The 15,408-nt window shown below is 34.3% G+C and carries 11 protein-coding genes; 10 read left to right on the top strand and 1 reads right to left on the bottom strand.

What is annotated here, in order from left to right; translation table 11 throughout:
* From ileS to ACEN2N_RS07590, 4 genes are read left to right on the top strand one after another with little or no spacing between them, the layout of a single operon-like run.
* Nucleotides 1–3,399, top strand: coding sequence for an isoleucine--tRNA ligase (ileS, locus tag ACEN2N_RS07605; protein ID WP_441823760.1), 3,399 nt, complete (start codon nt 1–3; stop codon nt 3,397–3,399).
* Between the two features lie 3 nt (nt 3,400–3,402).
* Nucleotides 3,403–3,786: a TraR/DksA family transcriptional regulator gene (locus ACEN2N_RS07600; protein ID WP_424003310.1), complete on the top strand. Its 384-nt coding sequence runs from the start codon at nt 3,403–3,405 to the stop codon at nt 3,784–3,786.
* Between the two features lie 39 nt (nt 3,787–3,825).
* Complete coding sequence (locus ACEN2N_RS07595; protein WP_441823759.1) at nt 3,826–4,446, top strand: hypothetical protein; 621 nt, start codon at nt 3,826–3,828, stop codon at nt 4,444–4,446.
* A gap of 33 nt (nt 4,447–4,479) precedes the next feature.
* Nucleotides 4,480–5,148 carry a lipoprotein signal peptidase gene (locus tag ACEN2N_RS07590; RefSeq protein WP_441823758.1) on the top strand — a complete coding sequence of 223 codons (669 nt, stop codon included), beginning with the start codon at nt 4,480–4,482 and terminating at the stop codon, nt 5,146–5,148.
* Here ACEN2N_RS07590 and ACEN2N_RS07585 read toward each other — a convergent pair.
* The gene (locus ACEN2N_RS07585; protein ID WP_441823757.1) at nt 5,127–5,696 is read right to left on the bottom strand and encodes a 5-formyltetrahydrofolate cyclo-ligase; all 570 of its coding nucleotides are present in this window, start codon (nt 5,694–5,696) and stop codon (nt 5,127–5,129) included. The genes ACEN2N_RS07590 and ACEN2N_RS07585 overlap by 22 nt on opposite strands.
* A gap of 489 nt (nt 5,697–6,185) precedes the next feature.
* Between ACEN2N_RS07585 and uvrC the strand changes: the two genes are divergently transcribed.
* From uvrC to pgi, 6 genes are all read left to right on the top strand, one after another.
* Nucleotides 6,186–7,979, top strand: coding sequence for an excinuclease ABC subunit UvrC (gene uvrC / locus ACEN2N_RS07580; RefSeq protein WP_441823756.1), 1,794 nt, complete (start codon nt 6,186–6,188; stop codon nt 7,977–7,979).
* A complete protein-coding gene (locus ACEN2N_RS07575; protein ID WP_441823755.1) occupies nt 7,957–10,248 on the top strand; it encodes a patatin-like phospholipase family protein in 2,292 nt (763 codons plus the stop codon). The genes uvrC and ACEN2N_RS07575 overlap by 23 nt, the downstream gene beginning before the upstream one ends.
* Nucleotides 10,249–10,607: 359 nt before the next feature.
* On the top strand, nt 10,608–11,387 hold the full coding sequence (locus tag ACEN2N_RS07570; RefSeq protein ID WP_441823754.1) for a DUF3108 domain-containing protein: 780 nt from the start codon (nt 10,608–10,610) through the stop codon (nt 11,385–11,387).
* Between the two features lie 8 nt (nt 11,388–11,395).
* The gene (locus ACEN2N_RS07565; RefSeq protein ID WP_441823753.1) at nt 11,396–12,367 is read left to right on the top strand and encodes a tryptophan 2,3-dioxygenase family protein; all 972 of its coding nucleotides are present in this window, start codon (nt 11,396–11,398) and stop codon (nt 12,365–12,367) included.
* Nucleotides 12,367–13,662 (top strand): M23 family metallopeptidase, encoded by a 1,296-nt coding sequence (locus ACEN2N_RS07560; RefSeq protein WP_441823752.1) that lies wholly within the window; start codon nt 12,367–12,369, stop codon nt 13,660–13,662. The genes ACEN2N_RS07565 and ACEN2N_RS07560 overlap by 1 nt, the downstream gene beginning before the upstream one ends.
* Nucleotides 13,649–15,286, top strand: coding sequence for a glucose-6-phosphate isomerase (gene pgi / locus ACEN2N_RS07555; RefSeq protein WP_441823751.1), 1,638 nt, complete (start codon nt 13,649–13,651; stop codon nt 15,284–15,286). Before ACEN2N_RS07560 ends, pgi begins: the two co-directional genes overlap by 14 nt.
* The last annotated feature ends 122 nt before the right edge of the window (nt 15,287–15,408 follow it).

The raw sequence follows: 15,408 nt of genomic DNA, 5'->3' as shown, positions 1-15,408 counted from the left end.
ATGAAGTTCACAGAATATCAAGGATTGAATTTACCAAAGGTCGCAGAAGAAATACTTGACTACTGGTCAAAGAATGCCATTTTTGAAAAAAGTATATCTACTCGAGAGGGTAAAGAGAGTTATGTATTCTATGAAGGTCCGCCTTCAGCGAACGGTATGCCTGGTATACACCATGTAATGGCACGAACCATTAAAGATATCTTCCCTAGGTATAAAACCATGAAGGGATTTCAAGTAAAGCGTAAAGCTGGTTGGGATACTCATGGTCTTCCTATTGAGTTAGGTGTCGAAAAAGAATTAGGTATTACAAAAGAAGATATCGGGGTTAAAATTTCGGTAGAAGAATATAATGCAGCTTGTAAAAAAGCGGTTATGAGATATACCGATGTTTGGAATGCTATGACCAAACAAGTTGGCTATTGGGTAGATATGGAAGATCCGTACATTACCTATAAGTCCAAATACATGGAAACTGTTTGGTGGTTGTTAAAACAGATATATTCAAAAGATTTAATATATAAGGGTTATACCATACAGCCATATTCACCAAAGGCAGGAACTGGTTTAAGCTCTCATGAGCTAAATCAACCAGGCACCTACCAAGATGTTACAGATACTACGGTTACTGCACAATTTAAAGCTGTCGAAGAAACATTGCCAGATTTTTTACAGAACGAAGGCACGGTTTACTTTTTAGCTTGGACGACCACCCCTTGGACATTACCTTCTAATACTGCATTGACAGTAGGTTCAAGAATAGATTATGTTTTAGTAGAATCATATAACCAATACACGTTCGAACCTATGAATGTAATACTTGCCAAGAATTTGGTAGGCAAACAATTCTCGGGTAAATTCAAAGAAGTATCAGAAAAGGCTGAGTTATTAGAATACAAGTCTGGTGATAAGAAAATACCGTTCTATGTTGTAAAAGAATTTAAAGGAAAAGATTTATTGGGTATTAGGTACGAGCAGTTATTAAATTATGTGTTGCCTTATGAAAATGCAGAAAACGCCTTTAGAATAATTGCTGGTGATTTTGTTACCACCGAAGATGGTACAGGTATCGTACACACGGCACCTACTTTTGGTGCAGATGATGCTTTTGTAGCTAAACAAGCAGTACCAGAAATACCACCAATGTTGGTGTTAGATGAAAATGCAAACTTGGTTCCATTAGTCGATTTACAAGGTAAGTTTAGACCAGAGTTAAAAGAGTTAGGTGGTAAATATGTAAAGAACGAATATTACGAAGATGGTGAAGTGCCTGAGCGTTCTGTAGATGTAGAAATTGCCATTAAATTAAAAGAAGAAAATAAAGCCTTTAAGGTAGAGAAGTATGTGCACAGTTACCCAAACTGCTGGCGTACAGATAAGCCTATTTTGTATTATCCGTTAGATTCTTGGTTTATAAAAGTAACCGATGTTAAGGATAGAATGTTTGAGTTGAACCAAACAATTAACTGGAAACCAAAAGCAACTGGTGAAGGTAGATTCGGTAATTGGTTGGCGAATGCAAATGACTGGAATCTTTCTAGGTCTCGTTATTGGGGAATTCCATTACCAATCTGGAGATCAGAAGATGGTAAAGAAGAGATAATAATAGGATCGGTTGCAGAGCTAAAGTCAGAAATGGCAAAGGCGGTTAAAGCGGGAGTTTTAGAAAAAGATATCTATGCAGATTTCGTAGTCGATGACATGTCTGATGAGAACTACGATAAAATAGATTTACATAAGAATATAGTTGATCAAATTACATTGGTGTCAGTATCGGGTAAACCGATGAAACGAGAGAGCGATTTAATCGATGTTTGGTTCGATAGTGGTTCTATGCCTTATGCACAGTGGCATTATCCTTTTGAGAATAAAGATTTAATTGATGACGGAAAAACCTTTCCGGCAGATTTTATAGCCGAAGGTGTTGATCAGACCCGTGGTTGGTTTTACACATTACATGCTATTTCAACCATGGTATTCGATTCTGTCGCGTATAAGAATGTAGTTTCAAACGGACTGGTTTTAGACAAAGAAGGTAAGAAAATGTCTAAGCGATTAGGCAATGCTGCAGATCCTTTCGAAACTATGAACGAACATGGTGCAGATGCTACAAGATGGTATATGATTAGTAATGCCAACCCTTGGGATAACCTAAAGTTCGATACCGAAGGCATTGCTGAGGTTAAGCGAAAGTTCTTTGGTACCTTATATAACACCTATTCATTTTTTGGACTGTATGCTAACTTAGACAAGTTTACCTATGCCGAAGCAGATGTGCCGATGGCTGAACGTACAGAGATAGACCGTTGGATCATCTCAGAATTAAATACATTGATTAAGACGGTAGACACGGCTTACGATGAGTATGAGCCTACACGTGCTGCAAGAGCAATATCTGACTTTGTTCAAGAAAATCTAAGTAACTGGTACGTACGTTTATGTAGAAGACGTTTTTGGAAAGGCGAGTATGCCCAAGATAAAATCGCGGCATACCAAACGCTATACACCTGTTTAGACGTTGTTTCTAAATTATCGGCGCCTATTGCTCCTTTTTTCATGGATCAATTGTATTTAGATTTGAACAGGGCAACGGTAAAAGATGGTTTTGAAAGTGTGCATTTAGCAGACTTTCCGGTGGCAGATGAGTCGCTAATCGATCAAAGCTTAGAAGTTAAAATGCAGAAAGCGCAGATTATTTCTTCTTTGGTATTATCTATTCGTCAAAAAGAGAAAATAAAGGTGCGTCAACCTTTACAGAAAATAATGATTCCCGTTTTAGATGATAAGGACAGAGAAGAAATTGAAGCGGTATCAGAATTAATTAAATCTGAAGTTAACGTTAAGGAAATTCAGCTATTAGATGATGCCTCTGGTATCTTGGTAAAACGTATAAAGCCTAATTTCAAGACATTAGGTCCGAAGTTTGGTAAAGAAATGAAGCAAATTGCTCAAGTTGTCAATGGTTTCGACCAGAATGATATCCAAAAAATTGAGCAGGATGGCGAATTATCGATACAGATAGAAAATAAAAGTATTACTTTACAGTTACAAGATGTAGAGATTTCCTCTCAAGATATTGAGGGTTGGATGGTCGCGACCTCTGGTAAATTAACTGTTGCTTTAGACGTAACAATTAATGAGGAGTTGAGAAATGAAGGTGTTGCAAGAGAATTAGTCAATAGAATTCAGAATATTAGAAAAGATTCAGGATTTGAAGTGACAGATAAAATTGCAATTCAAATATTAAAAGATGGTTTTGTTGAAGTAGCTGTTAAAAATAATATTGAGTATATTAAAACAGAGACCTTGACGGCAGAATTAAATTTTGTTGAAAAATTGGATAAAGGCATAGAAATTGCTTTTGACGAGGTGAACACTAAATTGTTTATTGAAAAATATTAAAAGATGGCAGAAGATTTAAAAGTAAGATATCCTGACAAAGATTTGGCAGAATTCAAAATATTGATAGAAGATAAAATAGAGAAGGCAAAAAATCATTTAGAGCTTTTAAAAAGTGCTTATATGAATGATGGTAATAATGGTACCGATGATACTTCGCCTACCTTTAAGGCTTTTGAAGAAGGTTCTGAAACAATGAGTAAAGAAGCTAATACGCAATTAGCTATTAGGCAAGAGAAATTTATTCGTGACCTAAAGAATGCGATGTTACGCATCGAGAATAAAACATATGGCATTTGTCGTGTAACAGGAAAACTAATCAATAAAGAGCGGTTAAAACTTGTGCCGCACGCCACGCTTAGCATTGAAGCTAAGAATATGCAATCATAATTAAAACGCCTTTAGGGGCGTTTTTTAATAGGTACTACTTTGAAAAGATTTTTTCTCTATTTTTTATTGTTACTTTCTTTAGGGCTTAGTGCTCAAAAGAAGATGTATAATAAGATTTTGGCAGCACATATTGGTCTTATTCAGGTAGATGCTACCAATTGTTTCATAGTAGAGGTGCAGACTAATAAGGGTAATGAAATTACTATTGAAGCAGAGATGGAAGGTGAGTATAGTCAAGATTTAGATTTAAAAGTCTCAACTAATGGTACTACCCTTATTGTCGAAACCGGCTTTTCTCCGAGTTTCGAAAACCCGACTGATAAATTAAGTGCGCATAAAGTAGTTTCTATTTTATTAAAGTTAAATATTCCCCAGCATAAACAACTTGAAATTTTCGGCACCAATTCTAGAGTAGTGGTTGAAGGCGTTTTTAAGGAATTGAATATTTCTTTATCAGATGGTGCTTGTGTATTAAATAAAGTGGAAGCAAATGCTAACGTAAAATCGCAAAGTGGTCATATTGCAATAATTTCTGGCGGAGCTCAAATTTCCGCTGAAAGTAAATATGGTACAGTATCTTCCAATAAAATACCCTACGGTAATTCAATTTTTAAATTACAAACGGTTACCGGTAATATAGATCTTAGTAAAACCGAATAATATTTATATTTTTGCGCTCATTGATTAAAGCCCATGAACATTAAAAAATCTGTACTATTTATTCTATTGATATTAATTATTGATCAATGGAGCAAAATTTATATAAAGACCCATTTTGTATTGGGTGAGTCTGTTGAGGTGTTTAACTGGTTCAAAATTTTGTTTATTGAAAATGAGGGGGCTGCATGGGGTGCAAAGCTTAGTGATGTATTGCCGATCTCAGATAATATCGGAAAATTAGTACTGACTATCTTTCGATTATTTGCCATATTCGGTATCGGTTATTGGCTTTTTGATGTCATTAAGAAAAAAGCATCTAACACATTAATTTGGGCAGTTTCATTAATATTTGCAGGGGCTTTAGGTAATATTTTAGACTCTGTTTTTTACGGTGCTATATTTAATGAAAGCTATAATGTGGTCGCGACCCTATTTTCTGATGAACCTTACGGCAAGTTGTTTTATGGTAAGGTAGTAGACATGTTATACTTCCCGATGGTAGATTCTACATGGCCCACTTGGATGCCTATTGTAGGAGGTCAAAATTTTAGATTCTTTGAACCTGTCTTTAATATTGCCGATACTGCTATAAGCACTGGCGTAGGTATACTTTTAGTTTTTAATAAAAGAGCATTTAATAAAGAAGAGGTACTAGTTCAAGAACCTGAAAGCACTCAAGATCAAGACGTTTTAAAAGAATAGGTTTTAGTAGGTGTAACGCAGAAATCTAAAGGTATATCTGTAGTGTCCATATCATCTATAGAATTTTCAGCTTCAAAAAATGATAGTCCGATTTTAATGACATCTTCTCTACATTGATCTAAAAAGCGGTCGTAATATCCTTTTCCGTATCCTATTCTATTGCCAGCCTTATCAAAAGCTAATAACGGGATAAATACCACATCTATTTTATTCGGTTCAATGTTAATACCATCGACAGGTTCGGGAATATTGAGGCTGTTTGATGTAAATTTTGTGTTGTCGGTAAGTAAAAAATGTTCTAATTCGGTCGGAGACTTAATTTTTGGAACGATTACATTCTTATCAAGACCAAGAAGAATAGATATAATACCTTCAGTATCTATTTCGGCTTTTTGTTCAATCGGTAAAAAAATGTGGAAATATGAATTTTTCCATATTGGCAATTGCAAAACTGAATTCGCAATTGCAATACTTTGAGAAGATAATTGAGAGGGTGTTAGGGAACTACGTAGTTTTAAATATTTTATGCGTAAATCTTTCTTCAACATAGTGAAGTGATTTTAGCACATTGATATTTTAAATTATTCTTTACCTGCAACAGCAAAAAATACCTTGAAAAATAACATTAAAATAAGGTAGGTTCCTAAAGTGATGATATAACTATCCATAGTTTTCTTTTTTGTAAATGAGCCAATAATTGTTGTTGTTGAGTTAAAAATAGGTAAAATAATTAATATAACATCTTTGAAATGCACTTTTTTCTCGGTGAAATGCACTTTTTTATTATAAAATTAACAGTTTCATTCATATAAAGAAATGTAAAAACAATTAATTGCCTGAAAATCAAATAATTAAATGTATGTATATTTTTTTAAATTACTAATCCGATAATATGAATATGATAATATTATTTAGATGAAAAAATATAGCCCCTTAAAATATCATATTCATAATCGCTTAAATTGATAGCAAGGAACATTAACCATGGTGGTGTAAGATGAAATGGCTTTTATAGACTAAATTAGTACTATTGAATTATGACAGAAATACCCTTAAATATACAGCTCAGTGCATTACCTACCGGACCAGGGGTGTATCAATTTTATGATAGTAGCGAAAGTATACTATATGTTGGTAAAGCAAAAAATTTAAAAAAAAGGGTATCATCCTACTTTAATAAGAATCATGAGTACGGTAAAACCCGTGTTTTGGTTAAAAAAATTAGGTCTATAAAGCATATTGTAGTGCCTACGGAATCAGATGCATTGCTGTTGGAGAATAATCTAATCAAAGAATTAAGACCTCGCTATAATGTATTGCTAAAAGATGACAAATCTTATCCTTGGTTGTGTTTGAAAAATGAACGGTTTCCAAGGTTTTTTCCGACAAGAAGAGTAATTAAAGATGGATCGGAATATTTTGGTCCGTATACTAGTATGAAAACGGTACGGGTGCTTTTAGATTTAATTAAAAGTGTTTATCCGTTACGAACGTGCAACTACGATTTATCCGCAGAAAAAATAAATGCAGGTAAGTACAAAGTGTGTTTAGAGTATCATTTGGGCAATTGTAAAGGTCCGTGCGAGGGGTTTCAGTCGCTTACAGAATATGATCGTCAAATAGATGATATCAGACAAATTGTGAAAGGCAATTTTAAATCGTCGATTACCTATTTTAAAGGGCAGATGAAAGCTCTGGCAGATGAAATGAGGTTCGAAGAAGCCCAAAAGATTAAAGATAAAATAGACGTTTTAGAGAACTACCAGGTTAAGACAACAATCGTTAATCCTAAAATTAGTAATGTAGATGTGTTCAGTATAATTTCTGATAATGCTTTTGCTTATGTGAACTTTCTACAATTGGCACATGGCTCAATAATTAGGTCTCATACTATGGAGATTAAAAAGAAGTTAGAAGAGCAAGATGAAGATTTGCTTGAGTTGGCCATAGTAGAAATAAGAGAGCGATTTAAATCAGACTCAAAAGAATTATATGTACCCTTTAATATTGCGGTATCACCAGGTATAAAAGTGACCATACCTAAGTTAGGGGATAAAAAACGAATATTAGATTTGTCTGAGCGTAATGCAAAATTCTTTAGGCAAGAAAGGTTCAATCAAATAAAGATTATTGATCCGGATCGCCATACAAATAGAATTATGGCACAAATGAAAAAAGACATCAGATTATCTGCCGAACCTAGACATATTGAGTGTTTTGATAACAGTAATATACAAGGCAGCAACCCTGTAGCTGCTTGTGTGGTGTTTAAAGATGGTAAGCCATCAAAAAAAGAATACCGTCATTATAATATAAAAACGGTTACCGGTCCAGATGACTTTGCCTCAATGGAAGAGGTGGTATATCGTAGATATAAAAGATTGCAAGAAGAAATGCAGCCATTGCCACAATTAATTGTCATTGATGGTGGTAAGGGGCAATTGTCATCGGCGTTAAAAAGTTTAGATTTATTGGGTTTGAGAGGTAAAATCGCTATAATAGGTATTGCAAAACGTTTGGAGGAAATATATTTTCCAGAAGACCCAATACCTTTGTATTTAGATAAAAAGTCTGAAAGCCTTAAAATAATTCAATATTTACGAAATGAGGCCCATAGATTCGGTATAACATTTCATAGAAATAAAAGAAGCAAAGGGGCTATTAATTCTGAATTGGAAGGTATAGATGGTGTCGGTGAAAAGACAGCCCAACAATTGCTAAAGAAATTTAAATCGGTAAAGCGTATAAAAGAAGCTTCTGTAGACAGTCTAAGTCAAGAGGTGGGTGCGTCAAAAGCAAAAAAGATATATGACTCTTTTCGTAAAGAATAATATCGGTAGAATACCAATCGTCTTAGCGGTACTTTTATTAAGCGCCAGTTCTTTGATTGCTCAAAACATCGAAAAAAATAAGAAACCGAAAATAGGCTTAGTGCTAAGTGGTGGCGGGGCAAAGGGTATGGCGCATATTGGTGCGTTAAAAATTATAGAAGAAGCGGGTGTTGAAATAGATTATATAGGAGGTTCTAGTATGGGTGCCATTGTTGGGGCATTATATGCTGCGGGTTATACCGCCAATGAGCTAGACTCTATATTCAAGGCAACCAATATTGGGTCTTTGATTCAAGATAATTTACCAAGAAGTGCTAAAACTTTTTATGAAAAAGAAGATTCTGAACGGTATGCGTTAACATTACCATTTAAGAATTTTAAGGTAACAGTGCCGCCTGCATTTTCTGGCGGTCAGAATATATATAATGAGTTTGTTCGATTGCTTTACCATGTAAAAGATATTGATGATTTTAATAAACTACCCACCCCGTTTGTTTGTATAGCTACCGATATAGAAACAGGCAAGCAGGTTATTTTAAATTCTGGATATTTACCCGAGGCAATTTTAGCCAGCGGAACCTTGCCTTCTCTTTTTGAACCTACGATTATTAATGACAAAGTATTAATAGATGGTGGTGTAGTTAATAATTACCCGATAGATGAGGTTAGGGCAATGGGTGCCGATATTATAATTGGTGTAGATGTACAGCATGATTTATCTGATAGGGAAGCCTTATTATCGGCGACAGAAATTTTGTTGCAAATAAATAATTATCGTACGGTGGCAGACATGCAGATAAAATCTAAAAAGACCGACATCTACATTAAGCCCAAAATTGAGCAGTACTCGGTAATAGATTTTAACAGCTTAGGGGAAATTGTAAAAACGGGCGAAGATGCCGCAAATTTGAAGATAGAAGAGTTAAGGCAACTTTCAACTAATTATAAGAAGGGTAAAAATGCAATTTCAGTTGTTGAGGGTGAAAAACAGTTAATAGTAAATAGATTGTTAATAGATGGCAATACAGATCATACCAGGGGTTATGTAAAAGGTAAGCTTCGTTTTAATTTAGATGAGCCTACGAATTTCAATAAACTACAACAAGGGATCAGTAATTTATCTGCAACGGGTAATTTTAGAACCATCAAGTATAAGTTGCTAGATAATATAAATGGAGGGGAAGATTTAATATTGCCGCTAGATGAAATTAAAAACACCTCTTTTCTAAGATTGGGAGCCCATTTTGATGATTTATATAAAAGCGCGGCACTTATAAACCTTACAAAAAGAAGAATACTGTCAAAAGATGATGTAGCTTCTTTTGATTTTATTTTAGGTGATAATATCAGATATAATTTTGAATATTACATAGATAAAGGTAGCTATTGGAGTTTTGGGATCAATTCTAGATTCAATGATTTTGAACAAGAAATAAATTTTGATTTAATTCAAGATAATTTTGAAGTAAGCACAGGAACGTCACTTAATAGAATTAATTTAAATGTATCTGACTTTACAAATCAGTTATATATACAAACCGTAGTTAAAGAAGAGTTTGCATTTACACTTGGTGCAGAGTTTAAACATTTACAATATAGTACTAGAACATTTGCAGACACGCCTAATAGTACAACCCCAGGTACTACAGCTAGTAATGGTAGAACATATTTTGAGAGAAGTAATTTTATTAGTGCTTATGGTGCGCTTAAATTAGATACATACGATGACAAGTATTTTCCGTCAAGGGGTCTATATTTTAATGGCGATATGCATTATTATGTGTTATCATCTGATTTCAACAACAATTTTAAAGATTTTTCTGTCTCTAAAGCTCGTTTGGGTATGGCAATGCCTTTGATAAATAAGCTGTCCATAAATATAGAAACAGAAGGTGGTTTTAAATTAGGAACGTCTAATGTTACCTCTTTTGATTTTCTTCTTGGTGGTTATGGTACAGATTTTATAAATAATTTTATTCCATTTGTTGGGTATGACTTTATTAGTTTACCAGGAAACAGTTTCGTAAAAGCCTATGCGAGGTTAGATTTTGAATTTGCCAAAAAGAACCATGCGTTATTCACGGCAAATTTCGCAAATGTTGATGATGATCTCTTTAGAACAGGCGATTGGTTTAAGGCGCCGACATATTCAGGTTACGGTATCGGGTATGGTTTAGAGTCATTTTTAGGTCCGATTAACTTAATGTATTCTTGGACACCTGAAATAGAGAAGTCACAATTTTTTGTAAGTGTAGGTTACTGGTTTTAATACCTAAAGGTTATCATTATTTTAATAAATAATGCTTTAGGTGAATCGATAATTCTTAATAGATTCCCAATTATTAATGAGAAGTGTGAATAACTGTTAAGGTTATCATTAAAGTAAGTTAAACAGTACTGTAGGTAGAATAATGTGCCTTAAATTTACATCAGCTAAGGGGTGGTTCCCTTACAACTTTAAGTAGTGGTTTTTCATAATTTAAAGTTTGGTTGGTTATTTAGGAAAAGCCCAGTTTTTAAACTGGGCTTTTTTTATACAACAATACTTTGGAATAAATTTTGTTTAAGATATTGTAATGAAAGTAATAGAGAACTATCTATTACTATTTTTACATTAAACTATGCACTATGAGAAAAATATTCTTATTAACCCTTATCCTAACATTTTTTGGTGTCCAAGGTCAAAGTTCTCAGTCTGCCTTTAAGACAGGAGAGTGGTTAAAGTTTAGAATGCATTATGGTTTTTTAAATGCGAGTTATGCCACATTACAAGTTAATTCTGCAACTATAGATGACAAGGCAGTATACCATGTAGTAGGTCATGGCGAAACTACCGGAGTTGCTAGTTGGTTTTTTAAGGTTGACGATACCTATGAGAGTTATTTTGATAAGCAAGATGGTAAACCCTATAGGTTCGTGCGTAAAATTGATGAAGGCGGTTATACCAAAGATGTTGAAATAAACTTTGATCATAAAACGTCTAAAGCAGAACTTAATGATAAGAAAAACAAGAAAAAGCTTAATTTTACATTAGAGAACAATATACAGGATTTAATATCCGCTTTTTATTTTCTGAGGAACAACTATAAAATAGAGGACCTTGAAGTAGGGAAAGCGATTACCCTGAAAATGCTTTATGACGACGATGGTATCTTTGATTTTAAACTTAAGTATTTAGGTATAGAAGTTGTAAATACAAAATATGGTAAAGTTGAATGCTTAAAATTTAGACCCTTGGTACAATCTGGGCGTGTATTTAAAGAGCAAGAAAGTTTATCGTTATGGGTGTCGAATGATGACAATCGAATTCCTATAAGAATTAAAGCAGATTTAGCGGTGGGTGCTATAAAAGCAGATATTGATGGGTATAATGGTCTTAAGCATCAGTTTAAAATTATAATGGAGTAGACCCTAAAATGGAAGATAAAGAGAAGATCAAATCCCAAATCTCTAAACTAGAAGAAAAATATAAAGATTCAGGGCAAGATCTAAGCTCTTATTTAGATGGCTTATTGCACCAACGTTATCTTACCTATTGGGACTATATTCATCTAGATACCTTATTAAGTCTCCAAGTTCCAAGAACACATTTTCCTGATGAAGAGATTTTCATCATGTACCATCAAATTACAGAGCTGTACTTCAAGCTTATTTTGCACGAGCAAAAACAACTGGTAGATGATAAAAGTGACAACCTAGCCTTTTTTATTGAAAAAGTTAGAAGAATAAATAGCTATTATACCGTTCTAATATCTTCATTTAGTGTGATGATAAAAGGCATGGAGCGTGAGCAATTTTTGCAATATCGAATGGCATTGTTACCTGCAAGCGGTTTTCAGTCGGCACAATTTAGAATGATCGAGTTGTATGCTACGCCTTTAGAAAACTTGGTACATGTTACTGATAGGGCTCAGTTTTCATCAGAATCTACAATAGAGGAATTATACGAACATATCTACTGGAAAAGAGGTGCTACAGATGTATCTACAGGTGAAAAAACCTTGACCTTAAAGCAGTTTGAGTATCGGTATACACCAAGGCTGATAAGAATAGCAAAACAGGTTGAGAACACAACAATATATCATAAATACCTAAGTTTACCCAAAGAGCAGAGAGAAGATAAAACTTTGGTCGAATCATTGAAAACTTTAGATATAAATGCCAACATTAATTGGCAATTAATGCACATGGGTTCTGCCCATAGGTATTTAAGAAGAGACACTGGTGATATTGAGGCGACAGGAGGTACAAATTGGAAAGAATACCTGCCACCGAGCTTTCAGAAAATTGTGTTTTTTCCAGAATTATATACAGAACAAGAATTAAGTAATTGGGGCAAGCAATGGGTAGACCATATGTTGAATCCAGATAAATCAAGAGTAGAATAATGCAGAAGTATTGGGGGATATTATTGGCATTAACAGTTATTGCATCATGCAAAGACGCCGATAATCAGAAAAAGGACATAGCACAAGATGTAAAAATAGTCGAGCTGCCAGAGGTAAACGAGAGATTTGGTTTCAATTTAGATGAATTTATCGTTAAGCTAGATACCATACGTTATGGCGATAGCTTCGGTGAGTTAATGATGCAGAATAAGGTTGAATACCCGAAGGTAGCTGCCATTTCAGAGAATTTCAGAGATAGTTTTGATGTTCGAAAAATTAGGGTGGGCAAGCCATATGTTATATTACAGTCTAAAGATACCATGGCTCAGGCTCAAGTATTTATCTATGAGAATGACCCAATAAATTATACTGTGGTCGATTTACGCGATACTGTTAAAGTATATAAGAATAAGAATAAAGTTAAGTATGTACAACGCGAAGTTTCTGGTGTTATAAAATCTAGTCTGTCAGAAGCAATATTAGAGCAGGGTGTGGATTATAATGTTACACATAATCTAGCAAACGTATATGCATGGACTATCGATTTTTCTAGATTACAAAAAAACGATAAGTTCAAGATTATCTACAATGAAAAATATATAAACGATACCGTTTATGCAGGGGCAGAACCCATAGAAGCAGCCTATTTTAAACATAACGGAAAACCTATTTATGCCTTCGCTTATGAAAATGATTCGTTAAGGAGTTTGGTAGATTATTTTGATGAAGATGCCAATAATCTAAGAAGAACATTTTTAAGAATGCCAGTAGAGTATGGTAGGTTATCTTCTAGGTACAACCTGAATAGAAGAATAAAATACTACGGTTATAAATTACGCCCACATAAAGGTACAGATTATGCAGCGCCTATTGGTACGCCAATTATGGCTACTGCCGACGGTACGGTCGAAGAATCTACAAGAAGAGGTGGTAATGGTAAATATGTTAAGATTAGGCATAATGGCACATATTCTACCCAATATTTACATATGAAGGCACAGAATGTGAAAAAAGGTCAATTTGTAAGGCAGGGTGACGTAATAGGATGGATTGGAATGACAGGTAACACAGGAGGTCCTCATGTATGCTATCGCTTTTGGAAAAATGGTAAGCAAGTTGATCCATTGCGCGAAGAGCTTCCGCAGGCAGAACCATTGGCAGATTCACTTAAAGAAGCATATTTCGCATATATCTCAACATATAAAGAACAGTTAGATTGCATTATATATCCTGAGGTCTTATTAGAGGAAGACAAAGATTTATTAACACTTAATCAAGAAAATGGTACTAGATAAAATAAACCCGCTACACACAGATATTTGGAATAAGTTAACGGCACATTACAAAGAAACTAAAGGTACACACCTTAGGTCTATGTTTTCTTCCGATTCAAATAGGGCAGAGAAGTTTACTTTAGAATGGAATAATTTTCTTTTTGATTATTCAAAGAATAGAATATCTACCGAAACAATGCAACTTTTACTGCAATTGGCAGATGAAGTAAATTTGAAAGGAGCCATTAAAGATTATTTCGATGGTGGTTTAATAAATGAAACTGAAGGTAGAGCTGTGTTGCATACTGCACTTCGCGCCAAAAAAGATGATGTAGTTTTGGTCGATGGCGTAAATGTAATGCCAGAGGTTTATGCAGTAAAAGAGCATATTAAAGAATATACCGATTCAGTAATTAATGGAGATTTAAAAGGGTATACCGGTAAAGCATTTACCGATGTAGTTAATATAGGTATTGGTGGTTCAGATTTAGGTCCGGCAATGGTGACCGAAGCTTTAAAGTTTTATAAGAATCATTTATCTATTCATTTCGTTAGTAATGTAGATGGTGACCATGTTCATGAAGTTCTAAAAGCATTAGATCCAGAGACCACTTTATTTGTAGTTGTTTCTAAAACCTTTACAACTCAAGAAACATTAAGTAATGCGACCACAATTAAAAAATGGTTTTTAAAGCATGGTACGCAAAAAGATATTGCAAAGCACTTTGCTGCAGTATCGACTAATAGCGAAAAAATTGCTGAATTCGGAATTGATGCCGCAAATGTATTCCCGATGTGGGATTGGGTAGGTGGTAGATTCTCATTGTGGAGTGCGGTAGGTTTAACAATTGCTTTGGCGGTTGGTTATGATAATTTTGATGCATTGTTACAAGGTGCCAATGAAGCCGATATACATTTCAGGGAAACTGAATTTTCAGAGAACATTCCGGTTATAATGGCATTGGTAAGCGTTTGGTATAATAATTTTTATGGTGCAGAGACAGAAGCTATAATTCCGTATGCACAATATTTAAGTAGATTTTCAGCCTACTTACAGCAGGGCATAATGGAAAGTAATGGTAAAAGCGTAGATAGAGCTGGTAATACCGTTGGCTACGAAACAGGAACCATTATTTGGGGAGAACCTGGCACAAATTCTCAGCATGCCTTTTTTCAATTAATTCACCAGGGTACGAAATTAATACCGACAGACTTTATTGGTTTTAAACATTCGTTACATGGCGATAAGGACCATCATAATAAACTGATGGCAAATTATTTTGCACAGACCGAAGCATTAATGAATGGTAAAACTAGAGAAGAAGTAGTTGCCGAATTAAAGACTAAAAATTTATCTGAGGCAGAAATTAATAAGCTTGCACCGTTTAAGGTATTTTCTGGTAACAAGCCGACTAATACCATTTTAATAAATAAGCTTACACCGAAAAGTTTGGGGTCTCTAATCGCGTTGTATGAGCATAAAATATTTGTACAAGGGGTGATTTGGAACATATTTAGCTATGATCAATGGGGTGTAGAGTTAGGTAAACAACTTGCAGGTACCATACTTGATGATATTAACAATTCAGAAATTTCTGATCACGATAGCTCTACGATGAGACTTTTGCAATATTTTAAGAAATAATTCTTAATACTGTAAAGTTCTTATTAAATGGATAACTATTTCATTATCATATAAATTGTGTTTGGTTTTTAGGTATTTTTGTCTTGCTGATTTAACGTTCTCTTAACGTTGAAGGTTTAAAA

It is taken from the genome of Maribacter spongiicola (genome assembly GCF_052119685.1).
In the GTDB taxonomy this organism is placed as follows: Bacteria; Bacteroidota; Bacteroidia; order Flavobacteriales; family Flavobacteriaceae; genus Maribacter; species Maribacter spongiicola_A.
This window is presented reverse-complemented; position numbering and strand designations above follow the sequence as displayed.

Excerpts from the sequence above, each read along its gene's own strand:
- ileS (WP_441823760.1), top strand. The coding sequence starts at position 1 with ATGAAGTTCACAGAATATCAAGGATTGAATTTACCAAAGGTCGCAGAA.
- uvrC (WP_441823756.1), top strand. The coding sequence starts at position 6,186 with ATGACAGAAATACCCTTAAATATACAGCTCAGTGCATTACCTACCGGA.
- ACEN2N_RS07560 (WP_441823752.1), top strand. The coding sequence starts at position 12,367 with ATGCAGAAGTATTGGGGGATATTATTGGCATTAACAGTTATTGCATCA.
- ACEN2N_RS07565 (WP_441823753.1), top strand. The coding sequence starts at position 11,396 with ATGGAAGATAAAGAGAAGATCAAATCCCAAATCTCTAAACTAGAAGAA.
- ACEN2N_RS07585 (WP_441823757.1), bottom strand. The coding sequence starts at position 5,696 with ATGTTGAAGAAAGATTTACGCATAAAATATTTAAAACTACGTAGTTCC.
- ACEN2N_RS07600 (WP_424003310.1), top strand. The coding sequence starts at position 3,403 with ATGGCAGAAGATTTAAAAGTAAGATATCCTGACAAAGATTTGGCAGAA.
- pgi (WP_441823751.1), top strand. The coding sequence starts at position 13,649 with ATGGTACTAGATAAAATAAACCCGCTACACACAGATATTTGGAATAAG.
- ACEN2N_RS07575 (WP_441823755.1), top strand. The coding sequence starts at position 7,957 with ATGACTCTTTTCGTAAAGAATAATATCGGTAGAATACCAATCGTCTTA.
- ACEN2N_RS07590 (WP_441823758.1), top strand. The coding sequence starts at position 4,480 with ATGAACATTAAAAAATCTGTACTATTTATTCTATTGATATTAATTATT.
- ACEN2N_RS07570 (WP_441823754.1), top strand. The coding sequence starts at position 10,608 with ATGAGAAAAATATTCTTATTAACCCTTATCCTAACATTTTTTGGTGTC.